The organism is Rhizobium sp. CFBP 8752 (genome assembly GCF_014842035.1).
Classification (GTDB): domain Bacteria; phylum Pseudomonadota; class Alphaproteobacteria; order Rhizobiales; family Rhizobiaceae; genus Neorhizobium; species Neorhizobium soli.
Window position 1 is genome coordinate 1021707 of record NZ_JACYUZ010000001.1, and the last position, 13417, is coordinate 1035123.

Annotated in this window: 10 protein-coding genes; 7 read left to right on the top strand and 3 right to left on the bottom strand. The window is 61.4% G+C overall.

The annotated features are described in order from the left end of the window. The first annotated feature begins 162 nt into the window (after positions 1-162). From IFT59_RS04905 to queF, 4 genes are all read left to right on the top strand, one after another. Positions 163-2352 carry an anthranilate synthase gene (locus IFT59_RS04905; RefSeq protein WP_192086240.1) on the top strand — a complete coding sequence of 730 codons (2190 nt, stop codon included), beginning with the start codon at positions 163-165 and terminating at the stop codon, positions 2350-2352. Further along, positions 2352-2876: a GNAT family N-acetyltransferase gene (locus IFT59_RS04910; protein WP_192086241.1), complete on the top strand. Its 525-nt coding sequence runs from the start codon at positions 2352-2354 to the stop codon at positions 2874-2876. The genes IFT59_RS04905 and IFT59_RS04910 overlap by 1 nt, the downstream gene beginning before the upstream one ends. A 257-nt stretch (positions 2877-3133) precedes the next feature. Continuing rightward, positions 3134-4069 carry a cation diffusion facilitator family transporter gene (locus IFT59_RS04915; protein ID WP_062457901.1) on the top strand — a complete coding sequence of 312 codons (936 nt, stop codon included), beginning with the start codon at positions 3134-3136 and terminating at the stop codon, positions 4067-4069. Position 4070: 1 nt separating this feature from the next. Beyond that, the gene (gene queF / locus IFT59_RS04920) at positions 4071-4535 is read left to right on the top strand and encodes a preQ(1) synthase (RefSeq protein ID WP_062455655.1); all 465 of its coding nucleotides are present in this window, start codon (positions 4071-4073) and stop codon (positions 4533-4535) included. A gap of 77 nt (positions 4536-4612) precedes the next feature. Here queF and IFT59_RS04925 read toward each other — a convergent pair whose 3' ends face one another. Both IFT59_RS04925 and IFT59_RS04930 read right to left on the bottom strand, forming a co-directional pair. Then, on the bottom strand, positions 4613-5473 hold the full coding sequence (locus IFT59_RS04925; RefSeq protein WP_174196403.1) for a DUF2076 domain-containing protein: 861 nt from the start codon (positions 5471-5473) through the stop codon (positions 4613-4615). 160 nt (positions 5474-5633) lie between these two features. Continuing rightward, positions 5634-6230 carry a HupE/UreJ family protein gene (locus IFT59_RS04930; RefSeq protein ID WP_192086242.1) on the bottom strand — a complete coding sequence of 199 codons (597 nt, stop codon included), beginning with the start codon at positions 6228-6230 and terminating at the stop codon, positions 5634-5636. Positions 6231-6446: 216 nt separating this feature from the next. On the opposite strand from IFT59_RS04930, the gene IFT59_RS04935 reads away from it, so the two are divergent. Then, positions 6447-7034, top strand: a complete 588-nt coding sequence (locus IFT59_RS04935; RefSeq protein WP_062457904.1) for an ATP-dependent Clp protease proteolytic subunit — start codon at positions 6447-6449, stop codon at positions 7032-7034. Between the two features lie 142 nt (positions 7035-7176). Here IFT59_RS04935 and IFT59_RS04940 read toward each other — a convergent pair whose 3' ends face one another. After that, on the bottom strand, positions 7177-9876 hold the full coding sequence (locus IFT59_RS04940) for a bifunctional diguanylate cyclase/phosphodiesterase (RefSeq protein WP_192086243.1): 2700 nt from the start codon (positions 9874-9876) through the stop codon (positions 7177-7179). A 241-nt stretch (positions 9877-10117) separates the two neighbouring features. On the opposite strand from IFT59_RS04940, the gene IFT59_RS04945 reads away from it, so the two are divergent. Together IFT59_RS04945 and leuA are read left to right on the top strand one after the other, a co-directional pair. Continuing rightward, the gene (locus IFT59_RS04945) at positions 10118-11305 is read left to right on the top strand and encodes a benzoate/H(+) symporter BenE family transporter (protein ID WP_062457907.1); all 1188 of its coding nucleotides are present in this window, start codon (positions 10118-10120) and stop codon (positions 11303-11305) included. A gap of 365 nt (positions 11306-11670) precedes the next feature. After that, on the top strand, positions 11671-13398 hold the full coding sequence (gene leuA, locus IFT59_RS04950; RefSeq protein ID WP_062582892.1) for a 2-isopropylmalate synthase: 1728 nt from the start codon (positions 11671-11673) through the stop codon (positions 13396-13398). Positions 13399-13417 lie beyond the last annotated feature (19 nt).

Below are 13417 nucleotides of genomic sequence, written 5' to 3' on the forward strand. Positions count from 1 at the left end.
TCGATGGGCAACAACGGTAACTGGTGGTGGGCACGCTGACGCGGCCTTGACCAGTCATGTCCATCGACAAGACTATGACCAAGCCGCCCGATTACCGAGGCGGCTTTTTTATTGGCCGCTCCTGAGACCCGGGCAGATCAACAGGGATTTCAAGAGGCAGACATGGCGACGATCATTCACGACGACGGGTCCGAGACCTACGAGACCAAGGGCGGAATCAGCGTCAGCCGCGCCCGCAGGCCGGCCGAATATGCTACCGCGATCTCGTCTTATGTCGACCGGCTGGACGAGCGCCGCGGCGCGGTGTTCTCGTCGAACTACGAATATCCGGGGCGCTATACCCGCTGGGATACGGCGATCGCCGATCCGCCGCTCGGCATTACCTGCAACGGCCGGGCGATGTGGATCGAGGCCTATAACGGTCGCGGCGAAGTGCTTCTGTCGTTTATCGCCGACAAGCTTGCGACAATTTCCGACCTGACGCTTGGTGAGCGCACCGACCGCCGTCTGGATCTGACCGTCAATCAGCCGTCTCGCGTCTTTACCGAGGAAGAGCGCTCGAAGATGCCGACGGTGTTTACCGCGCTGAGAGCCATTGTCGATCTCTTCCATTCGGATGCGGATTCGGCAATCGGTCTGTTCGGGGCTTTCGGCTACGATCTTGCGTTCCAGTTCGATGCGATCAAGCTGTCCATGCAGCGGCCGGAAGACCAGCGCGACATGGTTCTCTACCTGCCCGACGAAATTCTGGTCGTCGATCACCATGCTGCAAAGGCCTGGGTCGATCGCTACGACTTTGCCAAGGACGGCGTGACGACGGAAGGCAAGGCGCAGGATATCGCGCCCGAGCCGTTCCTGCGCACCACGGTGACGCCGCCGAAGGGCGACCACAAGCCGGGGGAATACGCGAGCCTCGTTACCCGCGCCAAGGAAAGCTTTCGCCGCGGCGACCTGTTCGAAGTGGTTCCGGGCCAGAAGTTCATGGAGCGCTGCGACAGCAATCCGTCGCAGATTTCCAACCGGCTGAAGGCGATCAACCCGTCGCCCTATTCGTTCTTCATCAATCTCGGCAACCAGGAATACCTGATCGGCGCATCGCCGGAAATGTTCGTGCGGGTGTCCGGCCGTCGCATCGAGACCTGCCCGATTTCGGGCACGATCAAGCGCGGCGAGGATGCGATTTCCGACTCCGAACAGATCCTGAAGCTGCTCAATTCCAAGAAGGACGAATCCGAGCTCACCATGTGCTCCGACGTCGATCGTAACGACAAGTCGCGCGTCTGCGAGCCGGGTTCGGTCAAGGTGATCGGCCGCCGTCAGATCGAGATGTATTCGCGCCTCATCCACACGGTCGACCATATCGAGGGCCGGCTGCGTCCTGATATGGATGCATTCGACGGGTTTCTGAGCCACGCCTGGGCGGTGACCGTGACCGGTGCGCCAAAGCTGTGGGCGATGCGGTTTGTCGAGGCCAACGAAAAGAGCCCGCGCGCCTGGTATGGCGGCGCGATCGGCATGGTCGGCTTCAACGGCGACATGAATACGGGGCTGACGCTGCGCACCATCCGCGTCAAGGACGGCATTGCCGAAGTGCGTGCCGGTGCGACGCTGCTCAACGATTCGGATCCGCATGAGGAAGAGGCCGAGACCGAGCTGAAGGCATCGGCGATGATTTCGGCGATCCGCGATGCGCGGGCCGGCAACACGGCCAAGGCTTCGCGCGACGTCGCCAAGGTGGGCCAGGGGGTGAAGATCCTGCTGGTCGACCACGAGGACAGTTTCGTCCACACGCTTGCCAACTACTTCCGCCAGACGGGAGCGACGGTCTCGACCGTTCGCTCGCCGGTGCCGGAAGAGGTGTTCAACCGGATCGATCCGGATCTCGTCGTCCTGTCGCCGGGGCCGGGCAATCCGAAGGATTTCGACTGCAAGGCGACGATCAAGGCGGCGCGGGCAAAAGACCTGCCGATCTTCGGCGTGTGCCTTGGCCTGCAGGCGCTGGCCGAAGCCTATGGCGGCGAGTTGCGGCAGCTGGCGCTGCCGATGCACGGCAAGCCGTCGCGCATCCGGGTTCTGGAGCCCGGCATCGTGTTCTCGGGGCTGGCGAAGGATGTCACCGTCGGGCGCTATCACTCGATCTTTGCCGATCCGTCGACGCTGCCCTCCGATTTCATCATCACCGCTGAAAGCGAGGATGGCACGATCATGGGCATCGAACACGCCAAGGAACCGGTCGCGGCGGTGCAGTTCCACCCGGAATCGATCATGACGCTGGGCGGCGATGCCGGCATGCGGATGATCGAGAACGTGGTGGCGAACCTTTCGAGAAAGCGCGCAACGAAAGCGGCCTGATGGACGATGCCGACGCGATAGGTGGCGCTGACGGCGTCACCATCGAACCTCTCAAGGACGAGCATATCGAGGGCTTTCACAAGGCGCTCGATATCGTCTGCCGGGAGCGGCGCTACATGGTGTTTCTGCGTGCCCCGCCGATCGACGAGATGCGGGATTTCGTGCGCGAGAGCGTGGCTGCTGGCAATCCGCACATCGTCGCGGTCGCTGACGGTGAGGTCGTCGGCTGGTGCGATATCCGAAGGCTGGAGCGCGATGTGCATGCTCATCGCGGCCTGCTCGGCATGGGCATCATTCCCGGGTTTCGCGATAGAGGCCTGGGCCGTCGGCTGATCGTTAACGCGGTCGAGGCCGCCAACCGGTCCGGCATTCACCGCGTCGAACTCGACGTGCATGCGGACAATCACCGGGCGATCGCGCTTTACCGGAAGGTGGGATTTCAGGTGGAGGGCGTGGCGCGCGATGCGTTGAAGATCGACGGATGCTACCTGGACAGCGTGCGGATGGCGCTGATCTTTACCTGACGCCTGGTCTCTGACGCCCGATGCCCGCCTGCGACGATGCCCCGTTGTTGATAACGTCTGACGACGAGCATACCCGGCGACTGGACGCGCAAGACCGGCTTTGACAAACCGCGAGGCTTGCGCCATACAGCCGGCCATTATTCGAAACCGCCGCTGCGAGACGCTCTCGCCGCGGCGGTTTCGTCGTTTTGGGCATAGCTTCCTGCAAATCGCTTGCAGATGCAGGAGGATGATTAGTGAAGACGGGTATGGGCGATATGGACAGAGTGGCAAAGGACGACAAAAAGGTCGAGAGACTGGCGATGTGGGGCATCCCGATCTCGATCGGCGTGCTGTTCCTCAAACTTGCTGCGTGGTGGGTAACCGGCTCGGTGGCGCTGCTGTCGGACGGTCTGGAATCACTGGTCAACGTGGCGGCGGCATTTATTGCCTATTTCGTTATCCGCTATGCGCAACGGCCGGCAGACGATGACCACCACTTCGGCCATCACAAGGCGGAATACATATCCGCCGTGGCGGAAGGCGCGTTGATCGTGCTGGCGGCGATCCTGATCATTCAGGAAGCCTGGGGCGCTCTGGGCGCCCCGAGCATGCCGGAAACGCCATGGCTCGGGCTTGCCATCAACGCTACGGCAGGCGGAATCAATGCGGTCTGGGCGACCGTGCTGATCAGGGTCGGACGGTCGCACCGGTCTCCGGCGCTTCTGGCAGACGGCCAGCACATCATGTCGGATGTGGTGACGTCAGCCGGCGTATTCGTCGGTCTGGTGCTCGCGGTTCTGACGGGTTACCTCATCCTTGATCCGCTGCTTGCGATCTTCGTCGCCTTCAACATTCTCTGGCAGGGTTACAAGGTCATCACCCACTCGCTGGGCGGGCTGATGGACAAGGCGCTGCAGCCGGAGGAGGAAGCGGCGGTGCGTGCGGCGATCACCGCCCATTGCGACGGGGTTCTCGATGTGCACGATCTGAAGACGCGACGGGCGGGATCGGCTGCGTTTATCGATTTCCACCTGGTGGTGCCATCGCGAATGTCGGTCGGCGAAGCTCACGAAATTTGCGACCGCTTGGAAGATGCGATCAAGGAGGCTATTCCCGGTGCCACCCTGGCCATCCATGTGGAGCCGGAAAGCGAACACGCGCATGGCAAGCGTGTTGCCATTGAAAGCCATGCGAATCTGAAGGGAATTTAAAATGACGATGACGGATGTCAGCGGACTGTCGCAGCTCGGCAATCAGGTCGAGGCCCCAACGAGCCCCGAGACGGCGGTCCTGGAGAAGGTGCCGAACGGTAACCAGGGCACGGATTACGTGGTACGCTTCACGGCGCCGGAATTCACATCGCTTTGCCCGATGACCGGCCAGCCGGATTTTGCCCATATCGTGATCGACTATATTCCCGACGGGTTTCTGGTCGAATCAAAGTCGCTGAAGCTGTTCCTGCATGCGTTCCGCAACCACGGCGCCTTTCATGAGGACTGCTCGGTCTATATCGGCAAGCGGATCGTCGACCTGCTCAATCCGAAATGGTTGCGGATCGGCGCTTACTGGTATCCGCGCGGCGGCATTCCGATCGACGTGTTCTGGCAGACCGGAGAAGCGCCGAAGGGCGTGTGGTTGCCGGATCAGGGCGTGGCGACCTATCGGGGACGTGGGTAAGATTTATTGGCAATTAGCCCGGCACGCACCGGGCTAATTGCGACACTCAACCCGTTCGGGGAGAGGGCCATTCCGCCTCAGACATTCATGTTGTCGTCGCCGCCGAAATCGCCGCCGCCGAAGTCGGACTGATCGTCGTTGCCGAAATCGGCCTGTTGCCAGCCGCCGTCATTGCCACCGGGATCGGGTGTTACGTCGTTGCCGTTATCTGCGTCCGTATTGGATGCCTCACGGATTGCGTCGTCGCCGATATAGGTGTTGTTGATGACGGTTTCCTCGGTCGGGCCCCCTGTGAACGGATTGGCTTCGGCTGCGGGATTGCCCAAGCCGAGGCCTGACATGTGGTTGCCGAACAGGCCCGAAAGCGAATTGGCAAGCAGCATGCCGCCCGCCACGCCGGCGGCCGTGCCAAGTGCGCCGCGCAGAAAACCGCCGCCAGCAGATGGTGCCTGACCCTGCTGATAGCCTTGTGCCCCCTGCATCTGTGATGACCAGGGACCTGACGGGGCCGATGGGCGATAGCCGTCGTCGTTGCCGCGGTATGGCTGAGGCTGCTGATATCCCGGTCGCGCACCCCAGGGGCCGGATGGCTGCTGGCCGGCCTGTTGGGACGGCATTTGCGGTGCCGGAGGGCGAGGCGCCTGACCGGAGCCGAAGATCGAGCTCAGAAAACCGCCGCCTTGTTCGTCGCGCCTGGTGTCGCTTTCGCCGGCCTGAAGCTGCTTGACCTGTTCTTCGAGCTCGCGGATGCGGGCGGATGCGGCCTCAAGGCCCTTTTCCTGAACGATCACCGCCTGGGCGAGGTAATAGGCGGAATAGGGCTGCTGGCGGGTCGCGTCATCGATCAATGCCTCCGCATCACGGTCGCGCGGGGTGGTCGAGGCTGTTTTCACGCGATCGAACAATGCGGTCAGAAGCTGGCGTTCTTCCGGTGACATGGTCTCACTCCTTGTGGACGTCCCAAGCGGCCGTCATCTGACAAGGAGTTAGTCGGCATTTTCGGGATTTCAAACCCGCTGACGGGTTAAATCTTGTTCATGTAGAACATGCGGCGCCTGACACTATGATTCAGGCGGCGCAGCTTATCTTGTTGTAATATCAGCCGAATGCGAGCGTCAGGCCGAGCACTGCGGTTGCTGCGCCGAGAATGCGGGTTACAGCTGGCGCAAAGCGCGCGATACCGAGGCCGAGCGCGATGCCGGCTGCGTGAAGAAGAGCTGTCGCGATGACAAAGCCGAGGCCGAACTGAAGCGCGCCGGCACTGCCGAGTTCGCCGCCATGGGCATGGCCGTGGAACAGCGCAAAAACGCCGACGATTGCACCGCAGGCGGCTGTCGGAAGCTTGACGGCGGTGGCGACCAGAAGACCGAGTGCGATGACCGAGGCGAGGATTGCCGGTTCAACGAAAGGCAGATCGAGACCGGAGACCGCGAGCACGAAGCCGAGCGCCATGGTGCCGACGAATGCGGCAGGCACGGACCAGATGGCCTTGCCGCCAATCTGTGCTGCCCAGAGGCCGACGGCGAGCATGGCAAGCACGTGGTCGAGGCCGAAGATCGGGTGCGAAATGCCGGCCATGAACGAGCCATGTGCTTCAGGATCGAGATGGGCAAAGGCGGGAGCGGCAGCAACGACGACTGCGCCCGTTGCGAGCGAAATATGCTTCAGGGCGGTTTGGAAAGGTCTGGTCAACATTTTGATCCCCGATGAAATACATGATGCGTGAAGCGTAAAACGATAGGCAAGAGCAGTCACCGCGTCCATTGCCAATTGTAACGATCCGGCGATGCGGACTACGTCATTCACCTTAGTCGTTGGAAGCTTGCCATGTTCAGGCCGGGGTGCATTGTTTTGTGACCGCGAACACATTATGTCCCGTATATGAATTTCATGCAGGAGACTTTGACCGTGCTGAACGACGAAGACGACACAGAAGACAAGACGAAGGAACTGCCGCTCGGTAAGGAAACGGAGGCGAATCTTTTCAAGTCGCGTTCGATCTTCATCTACGGAGCGATCACCCAGGAACTGGCGCAGAAGGTCAACACGCAGCTCGTGGCACTTGCCGCAGCCAGCGACGAAGACATCCGCATCTACGTGAATTCCCCGGGCGGCCATGTCGAGTCGGGCGATTCGATTCATGATATGGTCAAGTTCATCAAGCCGAAGGTCTGGATGATCGGCACGGGCTGGGTCGCTTCTGCAGGCGCCCTGATCTACGTGTCGGTTCCGAAGGAACGCCGCATCGCGCTGCCGAACACCCGCTTCCTGCTTCACCAACCATCTGGCGGTACGCGCGGCATGGTCTCCGACATCGAGATCCAGGCCCGTGAAATCATCAAGATGAACGAACGCCTGAACAAGATCATGGCAGAAGCAACCGGCCAGCCGATCGAAAAGATCGCAGCCGATACGGACCGCGACTACTGGCTGTCGGCACAGGAAGCCGTCGCCTATGGTCTTGCATCCAAGATCGTGACGTCGCAGAGCGAAATCTGATCCAGACGTCGTTCTGACAAATCAAAATCCCTCGTCGGCTTCAGGCCGGCGGGGAATTTTTGCGTTTGAGGGCAATCGTTTCAGGCGCGGGTAGGGGCCGACAGGTCCGGATGACCCGAACCCTTTCGGCCACCGCGCGATATCAGGCGAGCTTGCGGGTGGGTACGGCGGTTGCCGGGACGCGGCCCTGCTGCCAGTGGGCGGCAAAATCCATGAACGCATCGGGCGACATCGGTTCCGCGAAGGCATAACCCTGCAGCACCTGGCAACCAAGGCCACGCAGGATATCCATATGGGCTTCCGTTTCGACGCCCTCGGCGACGATCTCGATCCCTTGCGAACGGCCGATCTCGATGATCGAAGCCACAAGCCGGTGCTGGGGACCTGACGCCTGAAGCGGAGAAATCAGCTGCCGGTCGATCTTCAGCCGCTTGGGGCCGAGTTCCAGCAGACTGACGATCGAAGCGTGTCCGGAGCCGAAATCATCCAGCTCGATATCGATACCCAAATCCTTCAGCGTGCCGATGATCTTGCGCAGGCCGCGGTCGTTTCCTTCAAACGAGATCGATTCCAGAAGTTCGAATGCAATGCTGCCCGGCGCAAACGACAGGTGCGACAGCTGCTCCAAAAGGTTTTCGTCCTTCAGGCGCTGGGCTGAGACATTGACAGAGACCCTTGGGACGGCAAGCCCGCGGGCACGCCAGCGGGTGGCCTGGAACAGCGCTTTTTCGAGAATGAGCGCGTCGATCTCACCGGAGCGATGAAGACCTTCGGCAATATCGAGAAACGCTTCGGGCGCGAGCAGGCCGCGGGTCGGGTGGACCCATCGGGCCAGCGCCTCGACACCGACGATATCGAGGGTGACGGCATCGAACTGCGGCTGGAAGAAGGGAACGATCTGGTCGTTCTCGATTGCCGCGAGAAGCTCGTCGGACGTGCGTTTTACCTGGATCGCCGTCAGAAGCAGGGACTCTGAAAACACCTCGGCGCGGTTACGGCCGCGTTTCTTGGCCTCGTACAGTGCGACGTCGGCATTGATCAGCAACTGGCGCGGTTCTTCGCACGCAAGCGTCTGCATGGCGATGCCGGCGCTGCAGCCGACATGGCATTCCTGGCCGTCGATCGTCATCGGTTTGGCGATCGCCTTGACGATCGAGCGGCCGAGATGTTTTGCCCGCTCTTCCGGGGCCGGGCCGCTGGTGACGACCACGAATTCGTCGCCGCCGATCCGCGAGACGAATTCGTCATGGCCGATCAGTTCCAGGAGCCGAGCCGTCGTCTGGCGCAGGACCTCGTCGCCGGCCGCGTGGCCGAGCGTGTCGTTGACTTCCTTGAAGCGGTCGAGATCGAAATGGATAAAGGCCAGGCGGTGACTGTGCGTCGTCGCGTTCGAGGCTTCCATGAACTGGTCGAGAAAGCGCCGGTTGGGAAGGCCGGTCAGGGCGTCGTGCAAAGACTGGTGCTGCAACGTGCGGCGTGTCGCGCGCAACCGCTCGTTCTGTTCTTCCGCGCGGGCGCGCTCCTCCCGCAGTTCGATCTGCAGATTGACGTCATCAGTGACATCCCAATTGGCGCCAACGACGCGTTCGACGCCTCCCGACGTTTTGTAGGCCTTGCCATGCGCGCGGATGTGACGGATCTCGCCTGAAGGTCGGACAATCCGGAACTGGGTAATATAGGGCTCGGTGGCACCGATGACCTCGTTCAGTCGATTTTCAGCCGTCTCGATATCATCCGGATGGACAGTCGAACGCCAGTCCTCGTAGGTGAAGATGTCCTTGCCCGGAGGCGCAGAATACAGGTCCTTGAGCCGCTCGTCCCAGAAAAGGCGGTCTGTGGCGCCCTCGTATTCCCAGACGCCGATCTGCGACGCTTCGAGTGCCAGCGTCAACCGGTGGTGAATGGTCTCGAACTGCTCCTCCCGGTGTTGCAGATCGACGATGTGGCGATTGCGCTGCCTCATCAAGATCCCCACCCAGATCATCGGGGCGACGATACAGAGTGCGATCAGCGTCGCGTAGGCATAAAGCCAACCGATATCCGGCGGGGTCGTCTGCCAGCCGGCTTTCGGGACCGCTGCGAGATACCAGGTGTCGTATCCGAGCTCGATGCGGGCACGAACCGCATCGGCGGAGAAGATCGCCGGGTCACCGGTAAAGACGTCCTTCGCAACCGGTGCCGGCCGCCTGGAGATCGCGATGCTGAGGGGTTGCCGTTCGGTATCGAGGTCGATGTCGCGGAACAGGCGCTCCACGTCGATCACGCTCGAGACGATGCCCCAGAAATGTCCGTTGGCTTGCGAAAAAACCGGGTAGCGGGCCAGCAGTCCCAGTCCGCCCTGAGCGAGTTCGACAGGTCCGGCGATCGTGGTGGACCGGCGCTTGATCGCCTCCATGACGGACACTGACCGTTTGGGGTCGGCCGTGTAATCTCGTCCGACAAGCTGCTTGTTCTGGTCGTAAGGGTAGACGTACCGGATCACAAGATCGGGCGCCACGGCGACGTTCTTCAGCTGCGAGGGAACAGCGAAAACTCGCTCGGAGAGCGCCGCAAACTGCGTTTGCGTGATGGAGGGGTTTGCAGCGATCGCGGCAACGAGACCCTGGACCAGATTGACGTTGCCGCGAATATTGGTTTCGAGGCTTGAGGACACGCGCGCCAGTTGTTCCGACGCGACGAGCCGCTGCTGCGCCATGTATTGGGCGCGCTCTTCCAGATCGGCCCGGACAATTCCGAAAATGACCGCGGCGACCATAATGAAGGCGGGCAGATACCAGCCGAACCGGAAGAATCGCCGTTCCCGGCTTCGGCCGGGCTTTATCATGGAGGAAGAGAAGAGCATGCAATGTTCCAACAGGTCTCCTTCCAACATTTCAGACAAGGCTTAATTTAGTCTGAGATGGAACGGCGCCGGACGGGTCGTCGAGCCGAAATACTGGTCTCCACTCCAATATTTTCGAGAAATCGGGCCCTTTATACATGACTGAAAATCGGAAAAAATCAGTCGGCCTGGTCATCTCTTGGGCTTGTCTCGCGGCGGCCGGTCGTGCTCCATGCACCCTTCACCGCGTCGGGTTCTCATCATGTTCAAAGACTTCTCTTTTTCCGCCCTGACGATGGGGATGCTGACCGCGTTTGTCGGTTTCGTCAGTTCGTTTGCCGTGATCATCCAGGGTTTGCAGGCAATGGGCGCCAATAGCGATCAGGTCGCCTCCGCGCTCCTGGCGCTTTCCCTGGCGCTCGGCATTCTTGCCGTGAGTTTCTCGGCCGCTCTCAAGATGCCGATCAGCATTGCATGGTCGACGCCTGGTGCCGCTCTTCTCTCGGGGATCGGGATGATCGAGGGCGGATTTCCCGCAGCCGTCGGCGCCTTCGTCATCTGTGGCGGGCTGATCATGCTGTCGGGCCTGTTCCAGCCGCTCGGGCGCGCGATCCGGATGATCCCGGGGCCGCTTGCCAATGCGATGCTGGCCGGTATCCTGCTCGGCCTGTGTCTTGCTCCCGTGAAGGCGGTGGCGTTCGACCCGATGCTGGGACTGCCGATCGTGCTGACCTGGGCGGTCGTCGTGTCGCGCTGGCGGCTTCTGGCCGTGCCGGCCTCGCTTGCCGCGATGATGCTGGTGCTGATCTTCGGCGTCGACCTGCCGGCAGATACGCTGAGCCAGATCGGCGCTGCGATCCATCCGCAATTCGTGTTCGTCGAGCCGGTGTTTACCTGGCACGGCGCGATTTCCGTGGCGGTGCCACTGTTTATCGTCACCATGGCGTCGCAGAACATTCCCGGCATCGCGATCCTCAAGGCGCACGGATACGAGCCGCATCCCGGACCGATGTTCGTGGCAACCGGCGCCCTGTCCTCGCTTGTCGGCGTTTTTGGCGGCGTGCCGGTCAACATGGCGGCGATCACGGCGGCGATGTGCGCCAGTACCGACGCTCATCCGGATCCCGCCCGGCGTTACGTAGCGGCGATCATCGGCGGCTTCAGCTATGCGGCGCTGGGGCTGGTGGCCGGCGGCATTATCGCCTTCGTATCGCTCGCGCCGCCGATCCTGTTGCAGGCCGTCGCCGGGCTCGGGCTGATCGGCGCGTTCTCGAACGCGGCATACGCCGCCTACCACAATCCCGCTACCCGCGAGGCTGCGGCCATCACCTTTATGGTCACCGCTTCCGGAATCGCCTTCGCCGGGATCTCGGGGGCGTTCTGGGGTCTGCTGGCCGGTGGCGTGATGATGGGTTTGCAGAAGGCTCTCAGACGCGAAAGATTGCCTTGAGAGGGAACCGCGGCCGTCGTTGCAACATCAAATGCCGTTCGAAAGTGCACTTGCACGTTCTCTGCCCGCCCGCTATAGATTCTCCCATGACCATGACAGGTGCGATCATGTCCGACCGTTTGCCGACCCGCAGCTTCGCTGCCGGGGCGACGGTTTTCGCGCCTCTCTCGCTTCTTAGCCTCGACCTTACACTCGGTTGCCGGGTCCGTTGAGGAGCGCCCGGCGGCCGAAAGCCCGCCGGCGTAAGAGCTCCTCGCAAGATTTACCGATATAGCTGAGACAGACCCTGAGAGGTCGCCATCCTCACCAAGCAGGCCCCAAAAGTGCGGCGCGCGGCGGATGGAAAGGACGAGGACTTGAAGACCATGGACGCCAAGAATTCCAACGTGACTACTGCAAACAAGGCTAAGGGTATGGCCGACGCGGCGGTGAAATACCGTGCCTATCCCGCCATCAATATTCCCGACCGGACCTGGCCGTCGAAGGTGATCGACAAGGCGCCGATCTGGTGCTCGGTGGACCTGCGTGACGGCAACCAGTCGCTGGTCAACCCGATGGGCCACGATCGCAAGGCCCGCATGTTCAAGCTGCTCCTGGATATGGGTTTCAAGGAAATCGAGATCGGTTTCCCGTCGGCTTCGCAGACCGATTTCGACTTTGCCCGTTGGTGCATCGAAGAGGGTGGCGTTCCCGACGATGTGTCGATGCAGGTACTGGTTCAGTGCCGGCCGGAACTGATCACCCGCACGTTCGAATCGCTGGAAGGCGCCAAGCATCCGATCATCCACTTCTACAACTCGACATCGGAACTGCAGCGCCGTGTGGTGTTCGGCAAGGATGTCCGCGGCATCAAGCAGATCGCCGTCGACGCGGCGAAGATGATCACCGACATGGCTGCCAAGGCCGGCGGCGATTACCGGTTCGAATATTCGCCGGAAAGCTTTACCGGCACCGAGCTGGAAGTGGCGTTGGAGATCTGCAACGCAGTCATCGAGGTCGTAAAGCCGACTGCCGACAACAAGCTGATCCTCAACCTGCCCTCGACCGTCGAGATGGCGACGCCCAACATCTACGCCGACCAGATCGAATGGATGTGCCGCAATATCGACTCCAGAGAAAATGTCATCATCTCGCTGCATCCGCACAACGACCGTGGCACCGGGATTGCGGCGACGGAGCTGGCGCTGATGGCTGGCGCCGACCGCGTCGAAGGCACGCTGTTCGGCAATGGCGAGCGCACCGGCAATGTCGACGTGGTGACGCTGGCGCTCAACATGTACACGCAGGGCGTTGATCCTGGGCTGGACTGCACCGATATCGAGCGCATCAAGGACGTCTACGAATATTCGAACGAAATGGTCATTCCCGAGCGCCATCCTTACGTCGGCGAACTGGTCTATACGGCGTTTTCCGGCTCGCACCAGGATGCGATCAACAAGGGCATGAAGGCGATCAAGACGGCCAACCATCCGGTGTGGGAAGTGCCTTACCTGCCGATCGACCCGCGCGACGTCGGCCGGTCCTACGAGGCTATCATCCGCATCAACTCGCAATCGGGCAAGGGCGGCATCGCCTATATCCTGCAGCAGGATTACGGCATCAACCTGCCGCGCAATCTGCAGGTGGAGTTCCGCGAGGACATCCAGCGGATTACCGACGAGGAAGGCAAGGAAGTCGCTTCCAAGCGCATCCATGAGCGCTTTATCGAGCGATATGTCGACCAGCCTTCAGCACGGCTGAAATTCGTCGATCACCAGACCTTCCCGGCCGGGATGGAGCACAAGGGCATCCGCGTCGTTTCCGCCGAGATCACCGATGGTGGTGAGACGAAGACGATCGAAGGTCGCGGCACGGGCCCGATCGACGGGTTCATCAACGCGCTGTCGGCCTATCTCGGGATCGAGTTGTCGGTGAACGAGTATTCGGAACACTCGCTGCAGCATGGCTCGAACGCCTCGGCGATCGCCTATGTCGAGGTTGAGCATCCCGGTGGAAAGCTGTTCGGCGCCGGCATCAACAACAACATCGTGACGGCATCGCTCGACGCGATCGTGTCGGCGGCTAACCGGGTGCTGGAAGAACGCGGCCGGTAAGCCGGGGCCTGTAGGGTAT